Origin of the sequence: Acinetobacter brisouioides (assembly GCF_004331075.1) — a bacterium.
Taxonomy (GTDB): Bacteria; Pseudomonadota; Gammaproteobacteria; order Pseudomonadales; family Moraxellaceae; genus Acinetobacter.
In genome coordinates this window covers 1-24,240 of record NZ_SJNX01000012.1, presented here as the reverse complement: position 1 = coordinate 24,240, position 24,240 = coordinate 1, and the positions used below count along the sequence as shown (strand labels likewise).

Sequence of the window (24,240 nt, the reverse complement as noted above, 5' to 3'; positions counted from 1 at the left end):
GAGAGGGAAGTAAAATGTTGGGATTTGTGATGTTGGTGTTTGGGTTCGCAGGGTTGGTCAAGGGTGTGATTGGCTTGGGTTTGCCCGCGGTAGCAATGGGCTTGCTGAGTATTATCCTCACGCCATTTCAGGCGGCCAGTTTACTGATTATTCCTTCCTTGGTGACCAATCTCTGGCAATTGTTCAGTGAAGGTGGATGGTGGGTTTTGTTAAAGCGTTTTTGGACGCTGCTGCTAGGCGTGGTATTAGGTTCCACGTGGAGCATCTTTCCGACCTTGGCAGATTCACATGTGCATAGTGGTTTTCTACTCGGCATGATGTTGTTGCTGTATGGCATCTATGGCTTATGTAGTCAACGTTTGCCGAACCTGCAAGCACACGAAAAATACTTTCGCCTGTTGTTGGATATTTGGGTGGTGCGCTGACCGTTGCAACAGGAGTGATCATTATACCTGTTGTGCCATATTTACAAAGTTTGCAGTTACAACGCAATGATCTGGTACAAACTCTAGGTTTGACCTTTACTTGTGCCAATCTTTGTCTGGCGGTTTTTTTACAGCAGCAATTGAGTGCGACACAGAGCATTAATTATTCATGGTCTTGCTTGGTGTTATTGCCTGCATTAGTGGGAATGTGGGGCGGTAAGCTAATTCGGCAGCGTTTAAATGAACAGAAATTTCGCCGTATTTTCTTTGTTGGGCTGATTTTTCTAGGTGGTTATATGAGCCTAAACACTTAAACAGGGGCAAGCAAAGCTCGTTTTTCCATTAAAAATTCACTCAGATGTTGATAGCCAACAGGCAGCTCATCAAAGTGGCGGCATGCCAATAATAACTTACGATTTGCCCAAGCGCCTTGCAGATGAATGTAGTCAAATGGGTACTGGGATTGCAATTGCTGAGCAGCACGCTGTGGCAAAATAGCAACACCGACACCATCGGCAACCACTTGCGCAATTGCTGAAAAACTCGGTAGGCGCAGGCGATATTCGATCCCATAACCGAGTTGCTGTGCCTGACGTTCAATCGATTGTTGTAACGAGTGGTACTGTTTTAAACCAATAAAAGCAAAGTGCAGGGCATCAGCAAGGTTGATCTGTGTGTTGTGTGCCAAAGGGTGCTGCATTGGGCAGATCAAGACTAACGGATCTTCGGCAAACTCCAAAGTCTGTAAATGCTCAGTGTTAAAAAAGCTTGATACCAGCCCCAATTGCGCCGTACCTTGGGTCAATGCGGTCACGATATCAGTGCTTTCAGCTTCTTGTAGCTCGATCTGTAGCTGTGGGTTTTGCAGCAAATATTCAGGCAAAATTTTTGGCAAATATTCACTTTGCGCCGATGAATTACACCATAAACACAATTGCTGTTTTTGCTGCGAAGAGAATTGCAGCATATGCTGTTGTAGGGAATGACTGCGTTGCACAATCTCTTGAGCATATTCTAGAAAACTTTCTCCCGCGAAGGTTAGTTGCATTCCTGTGCTGTGTCGGCTAAATAATTTGACCTCGAACTGTTGTTCGATTTTTTTCAGGCGCTCACTTGCTGCTTGTAGTGAAATAGCGGCCTGTTGTGCAGCTTGAGTCAGACTACCTGTTTTGGCAATCTGTAGCACCAGTTCTAAATCAAAAACTTCAAGGCGCATGTCCGTTGCCTGTCTTTTTACTATGATTGGCTTCAGTATGGCATAAAAAAAGCAGCCTTGCGGCTGCTATAAATATCGGGTTCTTTAATCTTTTTTCAGGTTAAAGAACCAGTTGAGAATAATGGCAGTAAAAGTCGCTGTGCCAATGCCACCCAAGTTAAAGTGACCGAACATCAGCTCAAAGTTTCCTGCACCTAAAATAATCGTTACTGCAGCCACAATTAGGTTTTTATTGTTAGAAAAATCTACTTTATTTTCTAACCAGATTTTTGCCCCAGCAATGGTAATTAAACCAAATACTACAATCGATGCACCTGTTAAAACTGCACTTGGAATAGTGCTGATCACTGCGCCAAATTTAGGTGACAGCCCCAAACAAATCGCAAACAAACCTGCTATAACAAACACGATGGTGGAGTAAACGCGGGTCACTGCCATGACGCCAATGTTTTCACCATAAGTGGTCATGCCTGGTGCGCCAACACTTCCTGAAAGGGTTGTTGCCAAGCCATCGGCAAGGAAGGCTTTGCCCAGTTGTGGCGTTAGGTTTTCGCCTGTCATGGCGCCAACCGCTTTAATATGTCCGAGGTTTTCAGCCACCAAGATCAGCGCAACAGGGGCGATGATCAGCATGGCATTGCTGTCAAAAGTCGGATGAGAAAAACTTGGAATACCGAACCATGCTGCTGCCGAGATTTGCGAGAAATCAATCGGTTTACCCAAGCCAAGACCATTGGTGGCAATCGCATAAATCAGATAGGCCATGAGCAAGCCAACCAGTAGCAACAAGCGTTGTAGCAAACCACGGGTAAATACGGCAATTGTTCCCATGCACAGTACCGTGATGAGTGCCATCCACATTTCAAACGGTTGACCTGCGACACCTTTAATGGTCACGGGTGCAAGGTTTAAGCCGATGATCATCACCACTGCACCTGTCACGACAGGTGGCATGAGTTTTTCAATCCAACGTGTACCTGTCAGCATCACGATCAGACCGATGATGGCATACAGCACACCACATGCCACAATCCCGCCGAGTGCAACGGACAGGTTCGGGTTCGCTCCGGAACCTGTAATGTGTCCTGTTGCAGCAGCCACTACGCCAATAAAAGCAAAGCTCGAACCCAAGTAACTTGGAACACGCCCACCTGTAAATAAAAAGAACAGGATGGTGCAAATCCCTGACATTAAAATCGCAAGGTTCGGGTTAAAACCCATGAGCAGCGGCGCAAGAACCGTTGCACCAAACATGGCAAAGGCATGTTGAATGCCTAAAACCACACTTTGTCCAACAGGTAGATATTCATCGGTGGATACAGGGCGAGAATCAATTTGTCCCGCGTAGGGTCGCCATTTTGGAAACCAAGACATAACAAAAGCGCTCAAATCTTTACAAAATTCTGCACATGATACTCTCAGTTGAAAATGCTTAACATAGGCTGAAATTATTGTTGGTCGTTTTTCTTAGAAGAATGATGAATGTCTGGATAAATTTATTTTGTTTATAAATGGCTTAGTTCAAATAAAAAAGACTTACTCGCCACATGGACGAGTAAGTCAGCTTGTATAAGGGTTAAGCAATTAGCCTGTATTACGCAGACCTGCGGCAATCCCTGTAATACTCACCATTAAGGCATGATCGACAGGAGTGTGTTCTGCCTGATGCTGTGCCAGATACTCACGGCGGCGTTTCATGAGTTCCGCCTGTAGCAGGTGTAATGGCAGCAAATAGGTTTTACGCACTCGCATTGATTGATCCAGTACTTCATTTTGACTGAGTAGCTCCGATTCTCCTTTGAGAATCAGCAAGGTATCAATGGCATCTTGCAGACGTTGACGCAGTTCATTGCCCAGCGCATGTAGATGCTCATTTTGCGTCAGATGAGTTTCATAATACCAAGCAATATCGGCATCGGCTTTGGACAGTACCATTTCCAGCATATCAATTAAGGTCTGGAAATAAGGCCACTGTTGCAACATTTCATCCAGTTTAGCTTTTTGCTCTTGGGCAATAATTTCATCCAATGCTGCACCTGTCCCGAGCCAAGCAGGTAACATCAAACGAATCTGTGTCCATGCAAACACCCAAGGAATGGCGCGTAAGGATTCAATCCCACCACTGACACGACGTTTGGCAGGGCGTGAACCAAGAGGCAACATTTGTAGCTCAAGTTCAGGTGTAACCGTACGCAAGTATTCAACAAAATGTGGATTTTCCCGCACAGTCTGGCGATAGACCTTGACCGAAGTTTCAGTCATTTGGTGCATCAGTTCACGCCATTCAGCTTTTGGCACGGGTGGCGGCAACAAGGTCGCTTCCAAAGTTGCTGCGGTATAGACTTCCATATTTTGCAGCGCAACGCCTTCAATACCAAACTTGAAGCGAATCATTTCGCCTTGTTCGGTGACGCGAATCGAACCTGAGATAGAACCTGGAGGTTGTGAAAATAAGGCTTGCTGAGTGGGTGCACCACCACGGCTGATCGAACCGCCGCGACCATGAAACAGGGTCAGACGTACATCATGCGCTTGGGCAATAGCGGTCAGCTCTTCCTGAGCGCGATACTGTGCCCAGTTTGCCGACATAAAGCCTGCATCTTTGGCAGAGTCCGAATAGCCAATCATGACTTCGTGCTTGCCCTGAATATGTTGTTTATACCACTGCATATTGAACAGCGTATTCATGGTATGGGCAGCGCCGTCTAAATCTTTGAGGGTTTCAAATAATGGAACAATGCGTAAAGGTTTTTGTATTCCTGCTTCTTTCTGTAGTAGCAGTACGGCTAAGACATCACTCGGATGTTCAGCCATCGAAATAATATACGCGCCTAAAGACTCAGCAGGTTGTTCTGCCAGTGTGCGCATAGTGGCAAAGACTTCTTGAACGTCAGGATGATTAATCAGGCTATCTTGAGGTTCGTTAAGTAGTTTCGGCAGAAGTGGGCGTTTACTTTGCAGCTCATTGAGCAAGAAGTTCTGACGTGCCTGCTCAGTCCAAGTTTCAAAGTTACCCAAACCCAAATATTCAGTGATAGCAGACAGCGCCTGACGGTGGCGTCCTGATTCCTGACGAATATCAAGTTTCAGCAGTTCAATCCCAAAACAATGCACACGATGAATAAAGTCGAGCAAGTTACCATTTGCGATTTCAGGCAAGTTACTGTCGATTAAAGAACGATGGCAAAGGAGTAGTGGTTCAAGCAATTCTTCTTTATGGCGAATCACCCGATGGTCTTCAATGGTTTCCAGACCTTGCAGTTTATCCGACAGCCATTGACGGGTAATGCGTAGACGTTCGCGCAGATCGCGTAAATATTCACGGTAAGGCTCGGCATGTTCACGACCGAGTACCTGACGTAGTTCATCCGAACATTGCTGAATCGACAGCTCCCAGCGCAGACTTTCGAGGTCACGCAAATACAGTTCGGCCGCTTGCCAGCGCGAGAACCACAACACTTGCTGGGTAACGTCATGGGTGACATTTGGGTTACCGTCGCGGTCACCGCCCATCCATGAAGCAAAACGGATCGGGGTCACGTGGGTTGGTAATGCCTGACCACAATGGGCTTGAACTAGTTCATTTAGCTCACGGATGAACTTTGGTACGGCTTGCCATAAAGTTTGCTCGATGACCGTAAAACCCCACTTGGCTTCATCAATCGGGGTTGGTTTTTGGCGACGGATTTCATCGGTTTGCCAAGCTGAGCAAATCAGTTGTTTGAGTTTTTCTAAGGCTTGCTGACGCTCTTTCGGGGTTAGTTTTTGCTGATCAAGTTGTTCGAGGCAACGATTAATATCATCATATTTTTGAATCAGGGTACGTCGGCTGACTTCGGTTGGGTGCGCGGTCAGTACCAGTTCAATATTTAAATCGCAGATTTGTTGATATAGCGTTTCTGCTGAAATTTGTCGTTGTTTAAATTTTTCAAATAAAGGTTCGAGCGGATTGGGAGAGGGCTGAGTTTCATCAAACTCGCTGGCACGGCGGCTACGCACTACGTGGTACTGTTCAGCAATATTGGCAAAATTCAGAAAATGGGTGAAGGCACGCGTGAGCGGTAAAATTTCTTTATCTTCAAGATTGAGAAAAAGTTGTTCTAACTGTTTTTCCGCTTCGATTTGTCCATCGCGAGCACCTTTTGCTAGCGCACGAATTTGTTCGACTTGATTAAACAAGTCCTGACCTGCGTGAGCTTTTAGGGTTTCTCCCAGTAAATTGCCCAGTAGTCTGACGTCTTCGCGTAATGGAGCATCGATATGTTGTGCCATATTTAAATTCCTTATGGGATGAACTATGGTCTATTGAAATATAAAAAGAGAATTGTCTTTTATATCAGAGAATCGGTTTTATCTAAACATAACAAATTTATCTAGAAAAGCCTTTAGCCATTGGTCGTGTAAGCTTGGAAAAAATGTTGGATTTCAGTAGGCAGTTGACTGGAAAATTCAGATCATTCGGGCAAATTGCGATTAGATGACTGACAGGTTAGGAAAAAACTTCTTTTTTTGTGAAATAGTCTAGTTTTTGGCGGAAAAAATTCATGGAAAATGATGCGAAAATTACAAAACTCACCTATAGTAACAGGCTAATTTTTCCAAATCGTATACATCATTTTTTCAGGGCATGTCCTATGTCGTGAAGGGGTCAAATTTCCATGGCGCAAGACAAGGTTGAGCAGCATCGTCGTTATATAACAACGGCGTATATGTTTATGTTTTTGGCATTGTTTACGATTGTGGCGGGATTTATTGCTTACCTGTTTGCTGCGAAGGTTGCCCATAATTCTCAGGCTGAAGTCTGGATTCAGGCACATGGTATCTGGGTGATGCGCAGTGTGATTTTATTTATGGTGATGGGGCTGTTTGCAGGGCTATGGTTTATTCCATTGGCATTTTATGCATGGAATGACATGCTTTGGGTCACAGGCTGTACAGTCGCAGGTGTGGTTTTTGCCTTTATTGCGTGGATGTATTTCTTAAACTGCTTTATTCAAGGGCTGTCTAAGTATTTAAAAAAGAAAGCAGTATTTTAATTTCACGATTTTTTTCATTCTGTTGCCTTGTAAAACAAGTAAAGATCCCAACTTTACTTGGAAGTTGTTCTATTTGAAATTCCGTGAGGAGCATCGCCTGCCATGGCTAAACGTGATTATTATGAGGTTTTAGGCGTTTCTAAAACTGCTAGTGATGATGAAATTAAAAAAGCCTACCGTAAGTTGGCGATGAAATATCACCCTGACCGCAACCCTGACAATGCTGAAGCTGAAGACAAATTCAAAGATGCAGCAGAAGCCTATGAAGTGCTGTCAGATGGTGAAAAGCGCAGCATGTATGACCGTATGGGGCACAATGCCTTTGAAGGCGGTTTTGGTGGTGGTGCTGGCGGCGGTTTTGGTGGTTTTAGTGCGGAAGATATTTTCAGTCAATTCGGCGATATTTTCGGTGGGGCATTTGGTGGTGGTGGACGTCAACAGCAACGTCAACGCCGTGGTTCCGACTTACGCTATGTCATGGAACTGACCCTTGAAGAAGCCGTAAAAGGCGTGAAAAAAACCATTACCTTTACTGCACCAGCGCCGTGTGATGCCTGTGATGGTAAAGGTTCACAACAACCGAATGACGTCGAAACCTGTAAAACCTGTCATGGTGCAGGCCAAGTGCGTATGCAGCAGGGTTTCTTCTCGGTACAGCAAACCTGTAGTACCTGTCGCGGGCAAGGTAAAATTATTAAAAACCCATGTCAGAAATGTCATGGTTCAGGTGTGACAGATCGTCAACAAACGCTGGAAGTGACTATTCCTGCAGGCGTGGACAATGGTGACCGTGTACGCTTAACCGGTAAAGGCGAAGCGATTCGTGATGGTCAGGCAGGCGACTTGTATGTTGAAGTTGTGGTGCGTGAACATGAAATCTTCCAACGTGATGGTGCAGATCTGTATATGGATGTGCCGATTAGCGTTGCTGATGCAGCTCTCGGTAAAGAAATGCAGATTCCAACCCTTGATGGTCGTGTTAGCCTGAAAATTCCAGAAGGTACGCAAAACGGCAAAGTATTCCGTTTACGTGGTAAAGGTGTACGCCCTGTACGTAACAATATGGTCGGTGATTTGCTGTGTCGTATTGTGGTAGAAACCCCTGTAAATCTGACTGCACGCCAACGTGAATTGCTCAAAGAGTTGCAAGCAAGCATGGATGGCAATGATCAGCATTCGAGTGCCAAGAAAAAATCCTTCTTTGATCGTTTATTTGACTGATCTGTCTGATTGATTTTTAGAAAAAACCTGCTGCCTAAAAGCAGGTTTTTTTATATCGGATTACACATCCACAGAAATAAGTTTTGTTATAGTAAGCACATTGATTAAAAAATTTAGGAAATGACAACATGTCTACATCACCACGTATTGGAATTTTAGGTGCTGGCGGTCGTATGGGTCGCATCTTGATTCAGGCTGTGCAACAAGCGGGTTATCAACTTGCAGCAGCGGTAGAACGCCCAGAAAGTTCTTTGGTCGGCACAGATGCTGGCGAACTTGCAGGTATTGGTGCGGTAGGTGTGAAAGTTTCAGGTTCACTCGAAGCGGTGTTGGCAGATGTGGATGTAGTAATTGATTTCACTGCACCTGTTGCCACTGAACAACATTTGAAAATCTGCCGTGATGCAGGTGTGGCGATGGTCATTGGTACCACAGGTTTGTCAGATGAGCAAAAACAATTGCTCAATGATACTGCAAAACAGATTCCTGTGGTGTATGCAGCGAACTATTCTGTCGGTGTGAATGTTTCGATTAAACTGCTTGAGCTTGCAGCACAAGTGTTTGGCGATACAGTCGATATCGAAATTATTGAAGCGCATCACCGTCATAAAGTCGATGCACCATCGGGTACAGCACTCATGATGGGCGAAGCCGTTGCGGATACCTTGGGTCGCAACTTAAAAGAAGTGGCGGTGTATGGTCGTGAAGGGCATACAGGTCCACGTGATCGTCAAACCATTGGCTTTGAAACCATCCGTGGTGGCGACATTGTCGGTGAACATACCGTGATGTTTATTGGTGAAGGTGAGCGTGTGGAAGTAACGCATAAGGCTACCAACCGTATGAACTTTGCCTCAGGTGCGGTACGTGCTGCCGCATGGGTTGTGGGTCGTGATGCTGCCAAATACGATATGAAAGATGTTTTAGGCTTGTAAGATCTTGCCAGATATAAAAAAGCCAGTCTTGTGACTGGCTTTTTGCATTTTAGGATGCGGCTTGGCAAGCAGCAGGATTGTCATGTTGATACAGGCGTTTTTGTACTAAGACCAAAATTAGGGTCAGCACGGCAAGAGCATTTGCCGAAACGGGTGCGGCTGTTGATTGAATTTTTGGCAGAACAACTGGCACAAGGTTTTCCCAATCAGTGACAAACGGTTTTGATGGGTTTGCCACTGTCAGGAAATACAACTGTGAATTAGTCAAAATCGGCTTTGAGTACCACGCGGTAACGCACCTGACCCGAGTGCAAGCGGGCAATCGCGTCATTAATCTGTGACATCGGGAATAGTTCAATCTGTGGGGCAATATTTTTGCGGGCAGCGAAGTTGAGCAGCGTACGTAATGCCGCAGGTGAACCTGTTGGTGAGCCTGTAATGGATTTGGCACCACTAATCAGCAAGTTGGCAGGTGTGGCAATCGGCTCCAGTGGAATACCCAGCAGATGTACACTGCCGTTCGGTGCGAGGGTATAGAGATAGCTTTTCCAGTCGAGGGTGACATTGACGGTGCTGAGCAATAAATCAAATTTGCCTTTTTGGGCTTTCAGTGCTGCACTGTCGCGACTGTTGACCACATGGTCTGCGCCCATGGCTTTAAGTTCATCGGCTTTGTCCAGATTTGAGGTAAATGCGGTAATTTCACAGCCCCATGCTTTGAGCAGCTTGATGGCCATATGTCCCAAACCGCCAATCCCGATCACACCGATATGATGGATGGCTTGAATCTGATGTTTTAATAATGGATCAAATACGGTAATCCCACCACACAGTAGCGGCCCTGCGCTTTCAGGGGCTAGATCATCAGGAAGGGGAATGACCCACTGCCAGCCTGCACGAACCTTATCGGCGAAACCGCCTGCATGTCCGACAATCGTGGCTTTATGTTCACCCGTACACAGCACCTGTTGCCCTGAGAGACATTGGTCGCAGGCTTGGCAGGTTTCTGCTGTCCAGCCAATACCGACCCGCTGACCCAGTTTTAAACCTTTGGCTTCACTGCCCAAGCGTATAATTTTTCCAATGACTTCATGTCCAGCCACCACAGGATATTGTGAAACGCCCCAGTCGTTATCAATAATGGACAGGTCGGAGTGGCACAGGCCGCAGTATTCGACCTTGACTTCGACCTGATGTGGCAACAGGTCGCCCGCATCAAACTCGTATGGAACTAAAGCTGATTTGGCGGTTAATGTTGCATAGCTACGAATTCGGTTTTCACTCATGACGCACTCCTTGTTTGGAATAAAGTAGTTGTTATTTAATCTGAGTTCGGTAAAAGCTATTATTTAAAATCTTAAAAAAATGAATAATGGTGACGGAATCTTACTATTTTGATTCATATTCACGGATTAACCTTTGGTTAGACCTACTTTTCTTTCGGGATGAGTGGCTTCGCCACGCAAGGGCAACCCACTTGCACAGCAATGCTCCTCACTGTAAAACTCGCTCAAGATGACCCTTTGTAAAGATATATCGCAAAAACAACATATTAAAAATGTTGATTTGGCTCGGACAGTTGCAGATGACATTTTCGGAAATCAAACTTTTGAGAAAGATTTATCGAATTGGGGTTATTTACAAAAGCAGTCATCTTCATGATCGTTGACCATGCCACAAGCTTGCATGAACGCATAGCAGGTGGTCGCGCCAACGAATTTAAAGCCGTGCTTTTTTAAAGTTTTGGAGAGTTTCTGGCTAATCTCGGTTTGTGCAGGTGCTTGGCGGTAATCACTCACTGCATTGGTGATTGGTTCAGCAGCAACAAACTGCCATAACCATGTCACCACATCGCCTGTGTCCTGTTTTAAGGCGAGCCATGCCTGTGCATTGGCACGGATGGCATTGAGTTTACCTGAGTGGCGGATTAAGCCTGCATCCAGTAGTTTTTGTTGCAAGTCAGTATCGGAGAGTTCAGCAATCTCTTGGATTGAATACTGAAAAAAATGCTGGCGGTAACAGTCGCGTTTTTTCAATACTGTAATCCAAGATAACCCTGCCTGCTGGCCTTCAAGGCAAAGCAATTCAAACAGTTGTGCTTCGTCATACAAAGGTCTGCCCCATTCCTGATCGTGGTAGTCAATATACAGTGGATCATCGGAACACCAGCGGCAGCGTTGTAGTGACATGGCAAAACTCCTGATTGTTATTATTTAAATTTAAAGGGGGAAGCTTGTCCACTGATCATTTTTTGTGTCCCAGTAAAACAGTTCGGCTTGTTGTAAATCTTCCAGAGACAGCCACACATCTTTACCTACCTTGTCATTATAACCTGTGCTAATCAGTAGACCATTTTCTGCAATTTCCATGATCCAGCCCTGATAGCAGCACTGACCGTGCAGCTGGATTTTTTGTTGATTGCCCGATTCGGCAAATTCAACCAGACGTTGTATGAGGGCTTCAGACATGAAACAAGACTTCCTAACGTAAATAGGGGAATGGGTTGACGGCACCGCGACCTTTTCCATCCAGATAAATCCCATAGTGTAAATGGGTGACAGTATGCTGTGCATTGCCACTGTTGCCCACATAGCCAATCAGGTCACCAGCATGCACATAATCTCCGACTTTCAAGCCGCGTTTAGATTTTTCTAGATGCGCATAATAGTGCCAAGATCCTGCAGGCCCTAAAATCCAGATGACATTGCCGCCGAGCGTATTGCTTTGCAGGCTGGCGATCAGACCTTCAGTAGCACTGGTCACTTTGCTGTCGCGAGGTGCCAGTATATCAATTCCTTCATGGCGGCGTCCTGCACTGCGTGAAGCACCCCATGTATCGGTGAGTTGATCTGCTTTGATGCCTTTGACAGGAATCGGTAAATGAAAATTTAGTGGCATGGCTTTTAAGCGGCTGAGCTGTTGGCTCGGCAGCGGTGTGGTTTTTTTTGGGGTATGGCTACAGGCGGCTAAAATAATGACCGCCATCATTAAAAAAGCATGCGGAAGAAAACGCAAAATATATTGTCCTTATGAGTTTGTTTTCTCCAACAGCCATTTTATGGCATTCAGCTAAACACTTTGAATCAGTTTTTTCATCGCTGTTGGAAGACCTCGGTCAATCGCCTGTTGAGGGGTTAGCCATTCACCGCCAAGTTCTATTTGTAGATGTTCCATCTCATCGCTGTCAACTGTAATTTGTTGTACGTTTAGCTCCCAAGTGAAATGGGTAAAACTGTGACGAATCTGAGTCAGGTATTGGGTGCTTGCTAAGCCCAGTATGTTGCGTTGTTGTTCCAGTTCATTTGGCTCTGCAAAAATCGGAAGGCAATGCAAGCCACCCCATAAACCCAGTGCGGGGCGTTGTTGCCATAACCATAAATCCTGATGACGCAGCAACAGCACTTCGGCTTGTTTCACAGGCACGGTTTTTTTGGCTTTCTTGAAAGGCAGCTCAGTTTCAATACCTTGCTGGTGCGCTTGGCAATGCAGTTGCATTGGACAGTACAGACATAGCGGTTTTTTGGGTGTGCAAATGGTCGCCCCCAGATCCATAATCGCTTGGGTATAGTCGTGGTTACGTTCTGTGGGGCAGAGCTGTTCGGCACGTGCCCACATCTCGCGTTCATGCACAGGTTTGCTTAAGTCATCTTCTATGGCAAAAAAGCGAGACAACACCCGTTTAACATTGCCATCCATAATCACGCCGTACTGACGTAGACCCAAAGACATTAGTGCTCCAGCAGTGGAACGTCCAATCCCTGGCAGTGCCATCCAGCCTTCTAAAGTTTGGGGGAAATGAGCTTGGGTTGCCACAATTTGCGCGGCTTTATGCAAGTTCCGTGCACGAGCGTAATAACCTAAACCTGCCCAGTAAGGTGCAACGTCATCCCAGCTGACTTGAGCAAGCGCTTCAACCGTTGGGAAACGCTGAATAAAACGATCGAAATATTGCAACACGGTTTTAACTTGAGTTTGTTGCAACATGATTTCTGAGACCCAAACTTTATAGGGATCATCAGCAATTTGCCACGGCAAATCATGCCGACCATGTTGGTCGAACCAAGTGAGTAAAGCATCGGAAAACGAAAAATCAGACATGGACATAGCACCTCAAAACCGCGAGGTAGTATACGTCAAGCACAGATAAAAAAGGCAGTGAAGATATGCTGAGAGATCTTCACTGCCTTGAAAAGTTCAGTTATTTCACATCAGAAGGTTGCTGAATTCCCCAACGCTCATCAAGCTTGAGCTGCTGCCCTTTGTAACGTGGAATCACGTGAATGTGCAAATGCTGTGAAACTTCGTCAAAGACATTGCCATCATTAAACCCGATGTGATAACCCTCGGGATGATAGCGAAGTTCCAGTTCATTGCGTGCCTGTTCAAGTAGTGACAGCAAGCTTTTGCGTTCTTTATCTGTGACATCAAAAAACGAACTGACATGGCGTAGTGGCACAATCACCATGTGCCCTTCAGACAAAGGGTGAGGCTCTGGGAAAATCGCACCAAAATCATTTTTGGCAATCACATCATAGTCATCAAAATCGCAATAAGCACAGTGCTCAGTCATGGTGGCCTCCTACTTAATCAACAGCAATCAAAGAAAATCGGGTTTAGGCTGCAAGTCGCGTGCGAGCAGTTGATACATCGCATCTAATCCTGCACGTTCGGCTTTTGCATTGTAGCCAAGGTCAACGCCATTGGCTTTGGCGCGTACATCAGCAAGTGGATTACTAAAGCCATGTTTGGCATTGGCTAAAATAATCACCTCGTGTTTAACCTCGGCAGCCTGCATTTCCTGCTTGAAGCTCTCGACATTGTCGAGTGTGACCATGCTGTCGAGTTCACCGTGTAACACTAAAATTTCTGCTTTAATTTTGCCTTTTTCAGCAGGAGCATTGGTTGACAAGTTACCGTGGAAGGTGGCAACAGCTTTCACTTCTGCACCAGAGCGCGCCAAGTCCAAAACCACTTTTCCACCAAAGCAGAAACCGATTGCACCTAGACGAGCCGCATCCACTTCAGGTTGTGCTGCCAAGGTACTGAATGCTGCACTCACACGCTCGAGAATGGTATTGGGTTGCTGGAAAGTTTCCATCATCCATGTATTGGCTTGACTGGCTTGTTCAGTGGTTTTTTTGTCGCCATACATGTCAATTGCAAAAGCTGCATAACCATGTTCAGCCAGTTGTTTCGCCCGCTGAACTACATATTCATTACGTCCCCACCATTCAGGCGCGACCAGAATCGCTGCAACTGGGGTATCACTTTGTGGTGCTGCAAAAAAACCAACTAAATTTTTACCATCTGGCGCGGTATATTGAATTTCACGAGTTATTATGGTGCTCATGGTGGGCACAATCCTTATGATGAAGAGGTCTGATTTAATATACTGAATCAATTTTGATTAAAGCATAGAATTTTTGTTATTGTGTGAAAAATCTACATATTTGTTGAAAATTACCATATTTATAACATAAATAAATTTAAATTATTTATTAGAATCAGTTTGTTAAGTGATGGTTGTAACCATACCTGCACCAGATTTGCCGAGTGCAGGCAGGTATCAAACTTATTTAGCGGACTTGCGCCAGAATTTCGCAGGCTTGAGTAATGGTTTGCTCGGTTTTTGCAAAGCAAAAGCGTAGTAAACGCAAGTTTTTGGGTGGCTCTGCATAAAAGACTGAAATTGGAATAGCGACCACTTTATGCTGTTCGGCGAGCCACTGGCACATCTCGACATCGTTCAGCTCAGGTCGAATCTGGCTATAGTCAACATTTTGAAAATAGGTGCCCTGAGTCGGGCTAAAGATAAACTTGGACTGAGCTAGCCCGGCATTAAACTGATCACGTTTTTGCTGATAGAAACTGGCGAGCTGCTGAATATGTTCTGGATGCTGCTGCATAAACTGGCTGAGTGCCACTTGGCACGGGGTATTGCCGCAAAAACTGGCAAATTGGTATACCTGCCGAAACAGACGCATCAGTTCAGGCGCCGCCACACAATAACCTGTTTTCCAGCCTGTGACATGAAAAGTCTTGCCAAACGAGCCGACCACAAGACTACGCTGGCGTAATTCAGGAAATGACAATGCCGAGTAATGGCGCTGCCCATCATAAATCAGGTGTTCATAGACTTCATCGGAGAGCACGACAATATTATGTGCTTCGATCAATCCAATCAGGGTGAGCCAGTCTTGTTTTGACCAAATCGCTCCGCTTGGATTGTGCGGTGTGTTGATAATGATCATACGGGTACGTGAATTAATGCTGTCTTTGACGCGTTGCCAGTCCACCTGAAAATCAGGTGTAAGCAGGGGAATCCGTACACTCACGCCTTGTGCCAGTTCCACCGCAGGCGCGTAGCTATCATAGCTCGGATCGAAAATAATCACTTCATCGCCTGCATGAATCAATGCCTGAATGGCACAGTACAACGCAATGGTTGCTCCAGAAGTAATCGTAATTTCTTGGGTGATATCGAGTTGTAACTGATCACGTTGTACAAACTGCTGCGCCACCTGTTCACGTAGCGGCAACCAGCCATCACCTGCGGCATATTGGTTAAAGCCCTGTCGTGTTGCCTCAACCAGACAATCGAGCAGTGTTTCAGGGGCTGCAAAGTCTGGGAAACCCTGTGACAGATTGAGCGCATTCAGGCGCTGGGCGAGTGCCGACATTTGGCTAAAGATGGTGACACCCTGAGCAGGGAGTTTGGACGGGAATGACAACATGGCGGTTTTTCTCTAATTTTTGATTTAAATCAAGTATTCAAATGCTGCGCGAATCATTCCCAAGCATAACCCAATAAATGCGCCAACGATCACGCCGTTGACCCGAATCATATGCAAATCACCGCCGACTTCATTTTCGATTTTGCCAATCATTTCTGAGGAATCCCATTCATGAATACGTTGGCTAATAAAACGAATGACTTTGTTACTGTATTGATCACTGATTTGAATGGCCAATTGGCTCAGGCGCTGGTTAAGAATCTCGCGAACCTTGTCGTTTTCCATCAGGTTTTGCCCGACCAGCTCAATTGCTGCCCGCAGGTTTTGCGCAATGCCCGATGGTTCTTTTTGTAAATCCTGCTTAATTGCATTGCATAGAATCACCACCGCACCACTTATAAAATTCAGCATTTGTGGGCTGTCGAGCAGGGCATTTTTGGTGGCATTCAGGCGCAGGCTGGCTTCACTGTCGGGATCACGTAGTTCTAGCATTAAAGTTTGTGCATAATTTTCAATATACTGTCGCCATGGGTGTTCAGGATCTGCCAGCATGGCTTCGACTTTCCCAATCAGGCTGTCAATCATGCGTTGCTGTATATCAATCCCAATCCAGTGAAAGCCTTTAGCCATTTTCCATACGCCCAATTCCTGAAAAATCCGTTGGGTCAGTTCACGAGTTTGCTCAGGGTGGAAAGTGACCCAGTCATGTGCCAAGTCCAAACCTCGTTGAAGTAAATCCTGATGAAAATCATTATCTAAGACAGCGCGCAGCATTTCACTGGCTAAACTGTTGATTTGGGTATTGCGTACCCATTGCACGCTATTGCTTTGAATAAACGCTGCAATCTGTTCTTGTCCAACAAAGTCCAGCACCTGTGGCAGGCTTTGCTGCATAAGTTGGGTGATCTGAGCATTATTTTGAGGGTTGGCAAGCCAGCGTCCAACACTCAGACTCAAATCGGTTTGTTTCAGGCTACGCTCGACCACTTCAGGCGATAAAAAGTTTTCCTGAACAAAGCGCCCCATTGACTCGGCAATACGAGCTTTGTTGCGTGGAATAATTTCAGTGTGATCGAGCAGAAAACGCGGAATCGGCATTTTGCCGAAAGGATTACGGAATAAAACCGTAATGGCATACCAATCTGCCAAACCACCCACCACACCTGCTTCTGCTCCGAGCATGAGAATATGAATGAGCCATACATCATTCGGCAGGAACTTCGCCAAGAGCATGAGTGCCAACCATGCCAGTACAGCGATGATTAAGGCTATGCTGGCAAAGCGTTTACTGCGTTGTAAATTGGTTGAGGTGGTTTGAGTGGTCAGACTCATGTAGATTCCTAACAGGTCACATTAATGAGGAGGTGTCGCAGGCAAGAGAACATCACCATTGCTGCTGACGCCATATTTTTGCCCGATTGATTTTAAAATCAGAAAGGCATCAAAGGCATCGCTCGGGGTATTTTTCTGATCTTTATAGCATTCAATTGTATAGGACACTTCAACAGGGTCAATGGTGACGACTTGTGGCATGTTGTACCATGGGTCATAAAATCCAGGATGGCGGAAACTATATGGGTAGAACATCGGGTCAGGATACACGACTGCTTTACGCGGTGGCTGTTGTGTGCGGTTACTTGGGTCATTCAGCACTTTAAAGTAGTGGAAACCATTTTTGACGGTAGTTTGTGCGGCTTTGACCAAGGTAATTTCTTCAGCCGTACCATAACTTAAATCGGACCTGGCTTTGAAGCCAATCCGATAAGTCTGGTTGTTGAGTGGATAACTGGAAAATTGTCCCAACTGGTCAAATGTGCGGGGCTTGCTGGGCAGAGTACTACAGGCGGACAGACCGAGTGCGAGACTCAAGCTCAGACATTGAATCAATTTATTCATGTTGCTGCTCCAAAATCGAGAGATTTTATTAAAAATCTTTGATCATCAATGCATTATAAAAATGCGACTTGTCGTTCTGCTGTAGCGACCCTATATCCATTACCATGAAGGTCATGCTTGGAAGAATCAATTGAGATTTTGTTGTTATCAAACAACATGATTTTTAATCATGATTGTGGATTGACGATGAATAAGCAAGAGATAAAATAAAGGATATAAAATTTAAGATATTGTTTTATCTATTTATTTTTTAGGTGATTGCAAACAGTTTGAAATAAAAGATTTGCAGTATGAACTTACGATGCTTGGGCAAGCCATTGGCTATTTTCACTTTTGCGCTGTATTGAGCATTGTTTTGCAATTATTTTTCAATGCAATTCACATTTTTCATGCATGCTTATGGCAGTTTATGGTTACAATTTTGCGTGGCAACAGCCCATTATCATTATTTGATACCTACTGTCATGATAATCAGTATAATTTGTCCGTTTGATCTAGATGATAATTTCAATTCGAGTGAGTGAAGAACATGAGTCAACCCAACGCCGTTTCTCAAACTATTGTGCCAACTTGGGTAGACGCATCTGTAGTCACAGGAATGTTGCGCGGTATTGAACGTGAAACTTTACGCATGCAGCCCGATGGTTATTTGTCACAACAGCCACATCCCGTTGCTTTAGGCTCTGCCTTAACCCATCCGAACATTACCACAGATTATTCTGAAGCCTTACTAGAATTCATTACGCCACCCCAACCCAATATTGCCGACACCCTGAATTATTTAAGTGATATTCATCATGTCGCTAACCAGCATTTACCAGAAGGGGAAAAACTTTGGCCAATGTCGATGCCATGTATGCTCGATCAGGACGAAGAACAGATTCCACTGGCAGAATATGGCTCATCCAATATTGGACGTTTTAAGACCTTATATCGTAAAGGTTTGGGAGTGCGTTATGGGCGTCGTATGCAGACGATTGCTGGGGTGCATTACAATATTTCGTTTCCAGACCAACTGTTTGAACGTTTGCAACAGCATGAACCAAACCCAGAACTCAAAGCCTTAAGCCTGCAAGATTATCGTAGCCATCGTTACTTTGGCTTGATTCGTAATTTTATCCGCCTGACACCGATGGTGATGTATCTGCTTGGGGCAAGCCCCGCAGTCTGTAAGACCTTTTTGATGGGGCGTGAACATAAACTACAACCATTGGTAGGCGGTACATTGCATTTGCCATATGCAACAGCATTGCGTATGGGGCGACATGGGTATCAGAATTCAGCCCAAAAACAATTGGGTATCCACTACAACAATTTGCAGGGTTACTTGCAGGGCTTACAAGCTGCAGTGAAAACGCCTTATCCTGCTTTTAGCCAGCTCGGACTAGATGATGCACAGGGCGAGCCGATTCAGATCAATGATCATATCTTGCAAATTGAAAATGAATACTACAGTTTGGTGCGCCCGAAACAAGTTCCGCAGGGCAGTGAAACGCCGTCTGAAGCTTTGGCAAAACGTGGTGTCGCTTATATTGAACTGCGTGCGGTCGATGTCAATCCGTATAGCCCGATTGGTATCGAGACCAATAGTGCAGGGTTTTTAGAAAGTTTGGCACTGTACTGTTTGTTACAAGATAGCCCTAAAATCTCTGTTGCGGAACAGGAGCTGATTGAGAAAAATCAAGCAGAAGTTGTGGAACGTGGGCGTGCTGAAAATGCCACTATTCAAACTTTAACCACAAGTTATGCTATTGCAGACTGGTTACAGTGGCATCTGGATGCCATGCGCCCTGTTGCTGCATTGCTTGATCAAATTGAATCGACCACGATTTATGTCGATGCTTTAACCGTGATGCAACAGCGAATTAATGATCCTAAAACCACGCTTTCAGCGCAGGTTATTAATGACATGTTGCAAGCGGGTGGAACATGGTGTTTGGGAAGTCAGTTGGCTGAAACGCATACTCAGGCTTATCAACAGCATCGTTTGCCAGTTGTAAAACAGGAATATTTTCAAGATTTGGTCGGTGCTTCATTGCAGCAGCAAAAACAACTTGAACAGACATCACAACCTACATTTAAAGAATATCTGGCGAACTTTCGCTAAAATAAAATAAGGGGAAAGCATTTGCGCTTGAGTTATCGTCTTGTTAATGCCTTGTTGGTATTGATCAGTATTATCGGCATGTCATTTGCGCTGTATCTCGAACATGTTAAAGGTCTACAACCATGCCCGCTGTGTATTTTTCAGCGCCTTGGTCTGATTGCGATGGGACTTGTGGCATTGGTTGCCCTGATTCACAACCCAGTCACTGATAAATTTAAGCGGGCTTATGCCTTCCTTGCTGGATTAGGTATGGTCTGGTCAGCAGGCGTTGCCGCGCGCCAAATTTGGCTACAGCATTTACCGCCTGATCAAGTGCCGAGTTGTGGGCCAGGTTTAAATTATCTGATTGATGTTTTACCCTTGAAGGAAGTATTTGCTGAAGTGCTGACGGGCTCGGGTGAATGCGCCAAAATTGACTGGACATTCTTGGGTCAGCCTTTATCGGTATGGTCGTGTCTGTTTTTTGTGATTTTGCTTCTGGTCTGTATCTGGCAAATGCTGCGTCGTTATCGCTAATTTTGCTAAAATTTGTCGTAAAAATACAAATCTTTATAAAAGAACGATCAATTTGTTTTGGTCGTTTTTTATACCAAATGCACAATGATTTCTTAAAAATGAAAGTGGAATCAGTGATCTATTTTCTGAAAAAAAGTGGTTAATCTTTAGAGTATCTTTCTAGATAACTTATTCAGACTAAATTAGTCAACTTAGACATAAAAACTATTTTTCAAATAACCATGTTTTCGTCATAATTAGTAACGTTCTACGACAAAGATCATATGATTTTTGGTTGAAACCCTCTAGATTTGAAAACATCGCAATTTTATACGCTCAGCCTATTACTTTCTGGCTGAGCTTTTTTTTGCCTAACTGGTTTAATTTTAAAAAACACTTAATCACGAATGACTTGTCCAGTGACTGCATCAATGATTCGGCTGGGTAAAGGGCTTTGCCCAAGTTCACCATCCAGATAATCGAGCTGATCTGCAAAATAGGCTTGAGCCTGCTCTAAATTGCATGCAGGATCCAGACCTGCGGGGTTGGCACTGGTCGACACAATAAAACTGCCAAATGCGCGACACAGTTGCTGACAGAGCGGATGATTAGTCACTCGAACTGCAACACGCGGATGCTGACCTGTAATCCACTCAGGAATCGCTGTCTGATTGGGAAGGAGCCAAGTTAAGCCACGCTCATGGGCTTGGCGATTATGCCAGCTCGCGATAATCTCTTGTTGACGAGGTCGATCAAGCGGTGTGAGTAAGGCTTCAACTTGTTCAACATCACTGGCAAGCAAAATGACACCTTTTTCAATCGGACGTTGTTTCAGGGCTAAAATTTTCTGAAATGCTTGTTGGTTCATGGGATCACAACCTAAACCCCAAACGGCTTCAGTTGGATAGGCTAACACTTGGCCGTGCTGCAAAAGCTCGGCGGCATGTTCCACTGAATAGGTGATCATGTTTTTACGCTCTATGGAGAATTAAGAAAAGCAGGGTGCAGTTGCTGCACGGCAACGACTATAACGCCCTGCCTGTTGTAAGCACAAGCCTAAAAGTTCCAATTCCATCAGTTGTGCGATCAGAGCGTCGGCTGCCATATTGAGTTGAGTTGCGAGCTGATCAAGATCTTGCCCAACCCAGTCGAGTTGCTGATATAAGGTCTGTAAATGTTCGGGAATATCCGATGTTGTTGTAGTAGATGTAGCCTGTTGCTGAATTTGCCATTGGGTTGGTAATGCCAAATCTTCAATGATCTGTTCAGGATGGTCCACCAAGGTTGCGCCTTCCCGAATCAGTTGATGGCATCCTCGATGATGTTCACTGTAAATATGTCCAGGAATTGCAAAAATCTGTCTGCCTTGTTCTGCTGCCAGTTTGGCAGTAATCAAAGAGCCACTCTCTAGCGCTGCTTCAGCCACTAAAATACCCAAACTCAAACCACTCACAATACGGTTGCGTCGAGGGAAATGATGTTGTAACGGTTTGGTAAATGGTAAAAATTCAGTAATTACACAACCACCCTCCGCCACAATTTGCTGACGGAGCTGTGCGTGGGCAGCCGGATAGGTCTGTTCAATACCTGTTGCCATGACTGCAATGGTTTTTTGATGCTTGATGCCAGCAGCATATGCTGCCTGATCAATTCCTTGAGCCAAACCACTGGTAATAAAAAAACCTTTTTCTGCCAAATAATAAGCAAAATCATAACTGATCTGTAAACCATGCGGGCTGGCTTTGCGACTACCGACAATCGCAATCTGCGGTTGGCTTAAATTAAAAAGATTGCCTTGGCCAAACAAAATGGGAGGTTTATCTGCATAAGGACGCAGCTGCGAGGGATAATTGCTGTCTTCAGCAAGACAAATAAAGTCGCAATGCTGTAGTAAACAATCGAGCATGTTTTGGAATTGCTGTTGTTCACTCGGTTGTTGAAATTGTTGGGCGCGTTGCACATGATTTTTATGTAGCCCAAGTTTAGACCACTGCTGCAAACTTGTTGGTGTGGTTGCCTGTTCGGCACTCCCAAAAAAGTGAATCAGTTGCTGATAACTTGATAAAGAATGCTGAACCAAATACCACAAGCGAATATGATCAAGCTGATGCTTGCTGATCTGGTTCAACATGGTACACCCTTAATCTGACATTGAAGGTGCTTGGATTGATGCACCGACTTTAATCGGTACAGTGCTCTCTAATACATAAGCATAACTTAAATGATCAAATGTTTTGAAAACCATGATCGTGCCAATTTCTTCTTGTGGCAAGGTCACGAGTTGTCCTGTTTTAACATCTTTAATCACTTCACCCTGTTGGTAAACACTAAACACCTGCCCAGTTTTCGCACCATCTAGCAAGCCACGGTCAATGGTCACAACACTACGTTTTGCTGCTTGACCAATTGAACCGAGTACGCGAACAATTTGCCCATTTCCAGTTACTTCATTTTTACTGGTTGGGTAGAAAATTGAAGGCAAGTCATTTTGGTATTCAGGCAAGACGAAATCACCACGACGGATTTCCTGATTGAAGCTCTTAGTCACTTCTAAAGTCGTCATGTCGCCATTATTATTTTCGGCAGTCGATACTGCACTTGCAACCTGAATAAGCTCAATACCCGCGTTATATTCTTTACCCTGAGCATCCTTAAATAGATAAGGTTGAGTTTGGCGGTAGATACCATAATTCTGACCGACGGCTAAACCATTGCCGCGAGCATAAATCTTTTGCCCACTACCACCCAGTAAACGGTTATCGGCAGCACCTACAATATATGGTGTATTGGTGAGTGATTCAGGTGCAACAATATTGGCACGATATAACCAAACTGCAATATCGCTGAGACGTACCACAGGAATGGCATCATTTAAAGATTCAACACGAACCTGTGGTTTTAGGCTGATGCTGCCCATATGGCGACGGATAATACCTTCACAACCATCACCTTCATCTTTACCCACCAAAGGCTTGCCATGAAAAGAACACAATAACAAACGGTCACCTGGGTAGATCCAGTGTGGATTCTTGACATGACGGTTATGTGCCCAAATTTCAGGCCAGCGCCAAGGTTTCTTGAGAAATTTACCTGCAATATCCCAAAGCGTATCACCTTTACGTACAACATAAACGTGTGGTGCACTGGTTTTTAAACTTAGAGGTGCAGCATTAGGCGATGCGGCATGGATCATCGAAATACTGCCGAGACCTAAACCTAGACCTAAAGCAACTGCAAGAACATGTTTTTTAAACCCCAAGGCAGTCCCCTGTAAAACCTTTTTCATTATCATAATTCCTAAATGGATATTTGTAATTGCGTTATAATAACCAACTTACTTAACATTTTTCTATGAAGCATGTTCTTCATAGGGCCGTTAAATAAATGGTATTTGTGAGGAGGGCATATGGCCTTATTACCCATTTTAAATTTCCCAGACCCACGTCTGCGTACCATTGCACAACCTGTTGAAGACGTTACTGATGAAATTCGTCAGCTTGCCGCAGATATGTTTGAAACGATGTATCATGCTCCTGGCATAGGTTTAGCAGCAACTCAAGTTGACCGTCATATTCAGCTTATCGTCATGGATTTATCTGAAGATAAAGATCAGCCTTTAGTGTTTATTAATCCTAAAGTCACACCATTAACTGAAGAAATACAACCTTATGAAGAGGGCTGCCTATCAGTTCCTCAAATATACGATAAAGTTGAACGTCCGTCACGCGTCAAAATAGAGGCGTTAAACCTTGATGGTGAAAAAATTGAGATAGAAGCCGATGGCTTGCTTGCAGTTTGTATCCAGCACGAAATGGATCACCTCGATGGCAAATTATTTGTAGACTACCTTTCACCCTTAAAACGTCAGCGTGCTCGTGAAAAAGTTGAAAAGCTTGTGCGTAGTCGTGAGCGTGAAAAAGTGGCAGTAAAACGCTAATTTAATCTGTGCGCTAAAATAGATGTTTTTTAGTGCGCAAATAAAAACACATAAATAACAATAACTTGACAAATTATAAGTATAAAAAAAGCACAGACGATATTGTTTAGGTTGAAAAAGGGTTGCGTTAGTTATGTTATGGTCTATAATGCGTATCCATCGGCGGTGATGTTGATAAAAACTTGTTGAGAAACAAGGGCTTAGTTAAAGTAATTGAGTTCTTGGGTAGATTGGTGGG

General features: G+C 44.6%; 22 protein-coding genes and 2 pseudogenes. 8 read left to right on the top strand and 16 right to left on the bottom strand.

Annotated elements, in window-relative coordinates:
* Window positions 1–14 precede the first annotated feature (14 nt).
* Window positions 15–739 (top strand): annotated as a pseudogene (locus E0H77_RS13240) (sulfite exporter TauE/SafE family protein).
* Here E0H77_RS13240 and E0H77_RS13235 read toward each other — a convergent pair.
* From E0H77_RS13235 to ppc, 3 genes are all read right to left on the bottom strand, one after another.
* Window positions 736–1,641 carry a LysR family transcriptional regulator gene (locus E0H77_RS13235; protein WP_131378679.1) on the bottom strand — a complete coding sequence of 302 codons (906 nt, stop codon included), beginning with the start codon at window positions 1,639–1,641 and terminating at the stop codon, window positions 736–738. The pseudogene E0H77_RS13240 and the gene E0H77_RS13235 overlap by 4 nt on opposite strands.
* 84 nt (window positions 1,642–1,725) lie before the next feature.
* Window positions 1,726–3,015 carry a solute carrier family 23 protein gene (locus E0H77_RS13230; protein WP_004903002.1) on the bottom strand — a complete coding sequence of 430 codons (1,290 nt, stop codon included), beginning with the start codon at window positions 3,013–3,015 and terminating at the stop codon, window positions 1,726–1,728.
* A 210-nt stretch (window positions 3,016–3,225) separates the two neighbouring features.
* Window positions 3,226–5,913, bottom strand: a complete 2,688-nt coding sequence (gene ppc / locus E0H77_RS13225) for a phosphoenolpyruvate carboxylase (RefSeq protein WP_131378677.1) — start codon at window positions 5,911–5,913, stop codon at window positions 3,226–3,228.
* A gap of 386 nt (window positions 5,914–6,299) precedes the next feature.
* Here ppc and E0H77_RS13220 point away from each other — a divergent pair, with 386 nt between their 5' ends.
* The 4 genes and pseudogenes from E0H77_RS13220 to E0H77_RS13970 all read left to right on the top strand — a co-directional run.
* Window positions 6,300–6,677, top strand: a complete 378-nt coding sequence (locus E0H77_RS13220) for a hypothetical protein (RefSeq protein WP_131378675.1) — start codon at window positions 6,300–6,302, stop codon at window positions 6,675–6,677.
* A gap of 102 nt (window positions 6,678–6,779) precedes the next feature.
* Window positions 6,780–7,898 carry a molecular chaperone DnaJ gene (dnaJ, locus tag E0H77_RS13215; RefSeq protein WP_131378673.1) on the top strand — a complete coding sequence of 373 codons (1,119 nt, stop codon included), beginning with the start codon at window positions 6,780–6,782 and terminating at the stop codon, window positions 7,896–7,898.
* Window positions 7,899–8,026: 128 nt separating this feature from the next.
* On the top strand, window positions 8,027–8,833 hold the full coding sequence (dapB, locus tag E0H77_RS13210; protein ID WP_004749203.1) for a 4-hydroxy-tetrahydrodipicolinate reductase: 807 nt from the start codon (window positions 8,027–8,029) through the stop codon (window positions 8,831–8,833).
* Window positions 8,834–8,962: 129 nt separating this feature from the next.
* Window positions 8,963–9,046, top strand: a pseudogene (locus E0H77_RS13970) (hypothetical protein); the annotation flags it as partial.
* A 47-nt stretch (window positions 9,047–9,093) separates the two neighbouring features.
* On the opposite strand, the gene ahr reads toward E0H77_RS13970, so the two are convergent.
* From ahr to E0H77_RS13160, 10 genes are all read right to left on the bottom strand, one after another.
* Window positions 9,094–10,119, bottom strand: coding sequence for an NADPH-dependent aldehyde reductase Ahr (ahr, locus tag E0H77_RS13205; RefSeq protein WP_131378670.1), 1,026 nt, complete (start codon window positions 10,117–10,119; stop codon window positions 9,094–9,096).
* A gap of 348 nt (window positions 10,120–10,467) precedes the next feature.
* Window positions 10,468–11,022: a DNA-3-methyladenine glycosylase I gene (locus E0H77_RS13200; protein ID WP_131378668.1), complete on the bottom strand. Its 555-nt coding sequence runs from the start codon at window positions 11,020–11,022 to the stop codon at window positions 10,468–10,470.
* 30 nt (window positions 11,023–11,052) lie between these two features.
* Window positions 11,053–11,301 (bottom strand): hypothetical protein, encoded by a 249-nt coding sequence (locus E0H77_RS13195; RefSeq protein ID WP_131378666.1) that lies wholly within the window; start codon window positions 11,299–11,301, stop codon window positions 11,053–11,055.
* Window positions 11,302–11,314: 13 nt separating this feature from the next.
* The gene (locus E0H77_RS13190) at window positions 11,315–11,821 is read right to left on the bottom strand and encodes a M23 family metallopeptidase (RefSeq protein WP_171478356.1); all 507 of its coding nucleotides are present in this window, start codon (window positions 11,819–11,821) and stop codon (window positions 11,315–11,317) included.
* A gap of 81 nt (window positions 11,822–11,902) precedes the next feature.
* Window positions 11,903–12,931, bottom strand: coding sequence for an A/G-specific adenine glycosylase (gene mutY / locus E0H77_RS13185; protein WP_131378661.1), 1,029 nt, complete (start codon window positions 12,929–12,931; stop codon window positions 11,903–11,905).
* Window positions 12,932–13,031: 100 nt separating this feature from the next.
* A complete protein-coding gene (locus E0H77_RS13180; RefSeq protein ID WP_131378659.1) occupies window positions 13,032–13,403 on the bottom strand; it encodes an HIT family protein in 372 nt (123 codons plus the stop codon).
* 27 nt (window positions 13,404–13,430) lie between these two features.
* Entirely contained in the window at window positions 13,431–14,183 is a 753-nt protein-coding gene (locus E0H77_RS13175) for a dienelactone hydrolase family protein (RefSeq protein WP_131378657.1), read from the bottom strand.
* A gap of 226 nt (window positions 14,184–14,409) precedes the next feature.
* On the bottom strand, window positions 14,410–15,567 hold the full coding sequence (locus E0H77_RS13170) for a methionine aminotransferase (protein WP_131378655.1): 1,158 nt from the start codon (window positions 15,565–15,567) through the stop codon (window positions 14,410–14,412).
* A gap of 24 nt (window positions 15,568–15,591) precedes the next feature.
* Window positions 15,592–16,899, bottom strand: a complete 1,308-nt coding sequence (locus E0H77_RS13165) for a DUF445 domain-containing protein (RefSeq protein WP_131378653.1) — start codon at window positions 16,897–16,899, stop codon at window positions 15,592–15,594.
* A gap of 21 nt (window positions 16,900–16,920) precedes the next feature.
* Window positions 16,921–17,463 carry a CC0125/CC1285 family lipoprotein gene (locus E0H77_RS13160; RefSeq protein WP_131378651.1) on the bottom strand — a complete coding sequence of 181 codons (543 nt, stop codon included), beginning with the start codon at window positions 17,461–17,463 and terminating at the stop codon, window positions 16,921–16,923.
* A gap of 529 nt (window positions 17,464–17,992) precedes the next feature.
* Between E0H77_RS13160 and gshA the strand changes: the two genes are divergently transcribed.
* Together gshA and E0H77_RS13150 are read left to right on the top strand one after the other, a co-directional pair.
* On the top strand, window positions 17,993–19,570 hold the full coding sequence (gene gshA, locus E0H77_RS13155; protein ID WP_131378649.1) for a glutamate--cysteine ligase: 1,578 nt from the start codon (window positions 17,993–17,995) through the stop codon (window positions 19,568–19,570).
* Between the two features lie 21 nt (window positions 19,571–19,591).
* Window positions 19,592–20,086 (top strand): disulfide bond formation protein B, encoded by a 495-nt coding sequence (locus tag E0H77_RS13150; RefSeq protein WP_131315162.1) that lies wholly within the window; start codon window positions 19,592–19,594, stop codon window positions 20,084–20,086.
* A gap of 376 nt (window positions 20,087–20,462) precedes the next feature.
* Here E0H77_RS13150 and tsaC read toward each other — a convergent pair whose 3' ends face one another.
* From tsaC to E0H77_RS13135, 3 genes are read right to left on the bottom strand one after another with little or no spacing between them, the layout of a single operon-like run.
* The gene (gene tsaC / locus E0H77_RS13145) at window positions 20,463–21,032 is read right to left on the bottom strand and encodes an L-threonylcarbamoyladenylate synthase type 1 TsaC (protein WP_131378647.1); all 570 of its coding nucleotides are present in this window, start codon (window positions 21,030–21,032) and stop codon (window positions 20,463–20,465) included.
* A gap of 21 nt (window positions 21,033–21,053) precedes the next feature.
* The gene (gene dprA / locus E0H77_RS13140; RefSeq protein ID WP_131378645.1) at window positions 21,054–22,196 is read right to left on the bottom strand and encodes a DNA-processing protein DprA; all 1,143 of its coding nucleotides are present in this window, start codon (window positions 22,194–22,196) and stop codon (window positions 21,054–21,056) included.
* 9 nt (window positions 22,197–22,205) lie between these two features.
* Window positions 22,206–23,351 carry a LysM peptidoglycan-binding domain-containing protein gene (locus tag E0H77_RS13135; protein WP_131378643.1) on the bottom strand — a complete coding sequence of 382 codons (1,146 nt, stop codon included), beginning with the start codon at window positions 23,349–23,351 and terminating at the stop codon, window positions 22,206–22,208.
* Window positions 23,352–23,471: 120 nt separating this feature from the next.
* Between E0H77_RS13135 and def the strand changes: the two genes are divergently transcribed.
* The gene (gene def / locus E0H77_RS13130; RefSeq protein WP_131378641.1) at window positions 23,472–24,002 is read left to right on the top strand and encodes a peptide deformylase; all 531 of its coding nucleotides are present in this window, start codon (window positions 23,472–23,474) and stop codon (window positions 24,000–24,002) included.
* The last annotated feature ends 238 nt before the right edge of the window (window positions 24,003–24,240 follow it).

Coding starts and splice junctions, on each gene's coding strand:
- dprA (WP_131378645.1), bottom strand. CDS start 22,196: ATGTTGAACCAGATCAGCAAGCATCAGCTTGATCATATTCGCTTGTGG.
- E0H77_RS13180 (WP_131378659.1), bottom strand. CDS start 13,403: ATGACTGAGCACTGTGCTTATTGCGATTTTGATGACTATGATGTGATT.
- E0H77_RS13135 (WP_131378643.1), bottom strand. CDS start 23,351: ATGAAAAAGGTTTTACAGGGGACTGCCTTGGGGTTTAAAAAACATGTT.
- ahr (WP_131378670.1), bottom strand. CDS start 10,119: ATGAGTGAAAACCGAATTCGTAGCTATGCAACATTAACCGCCAAATCA.
- def (WP_131378641.1), top strand. CDS start 23,472: ATGGCCTTATTACCCATTTTAAATTTCCCAGACCCACGTCTGCGTACC.
- E0H77_RS13175 (WP_131378657.1), bottom strand. CDS start 14,183: ATGAGCACCATAATAACTCGTGAAATTCAATATACCGCGCCAGATGGT.
- tsaC (WP_131378647.1), bottom strand. CDS start 21,032: ATGATCACCTATTCAGTGGAACATGCCGCCGAGCTTTTGCAGCACGGC.
- E0H77_RS13165 (WP_131378653.1), bottom strand. CDS start 16,899: ATGAGTCTGACCACTCAAACCACCTCAACCAATTTACAACGCAGTAAA.
- E0H77_RS13170 (WP_131378655.1), bottom strand. CDS start 15,567: ATGTTGTCATTCCCGTCCAAACTCCCTGCTCAGGGTGTCACCATCTTT.
- dapB (WP_004749203.1), top strand. CDS start 8,027: ATGTCTACATCACCACGTATTGGAATTTTAGGTGCTGGCGGTCGTATG.
- mutY (WP_131378661.1), bottom strand. CDS start 12,931: ATGTCTGATTTTTCGTTTTCCGATGCTTTACTCACTTGGTTCGACCAA.
- ppc (WP_131378677.1), bottom strand. CDS start 5,913: ATGGCACAACATATCGATGCTCCATTACGCGAAGACGTCAGACTACTG.
- E0H77_RS13160 (WP_131378651.1), bottom strand. CDS start 17,463: ATGAATAAATTGATTCAATGTCTGAGCTTGAGTCTCGCACTCGGTCTG.
- gshA (WP_131378649.1), top strand. CDS start 17,993: ATGAGTCAACCCAACGCCGTTTCTCAAACTATTGTGCCAACTTGGGTA.
- dnaJ (WP_131378673.1), top strand. CDS start 6,780: ATGGCTAAACGTGATTATTATGAGGTTTTAGGCGTTTCTAAAACTGCT.
- E0H77_RS13195 (WP_131378666.1), bottom strand. CDS start 11,301: ATGTCTGAAGCCCTCATACAACGTCTGGTTGAATTTGCCGAATCGGGC.
- E0H77_RS13200 (WP_131378668.1), bottom strand. CDS start 11,022: ATGTCACTACAACGCTGCCGCTGGTGTTCCGATGATCCACTGTATATT.
- E0H77_RS13220 (WP_131378675.1), top strand. CDS start 6,300: ATGGCGCAAGACAAGGTTGAGCAGCATCGTCGTTATATAACAACGGCG.
- E0H77_RS13190 (WP_171478356.1), bottom strand. CDS start 11,821: ATGATGGCGGTCATTATTTTAGCCGCCTGTAGCCATACCCCAAAAAAA.
- E0H77_RS13235 (WP_131378679.1), bottom strand. CDS start 1,641: ATGCGCCTTGAAGTTTTTGATTTAGAACTGGTGCTACAGATTGCCAAA.
- E0H77_RS13230 (WP_004903002.1), bottom strand. CDS start 3,015: ATGTCTTGGTTTCCAAAATGGCGACCCTACGCGGGACAAATTGATTCT.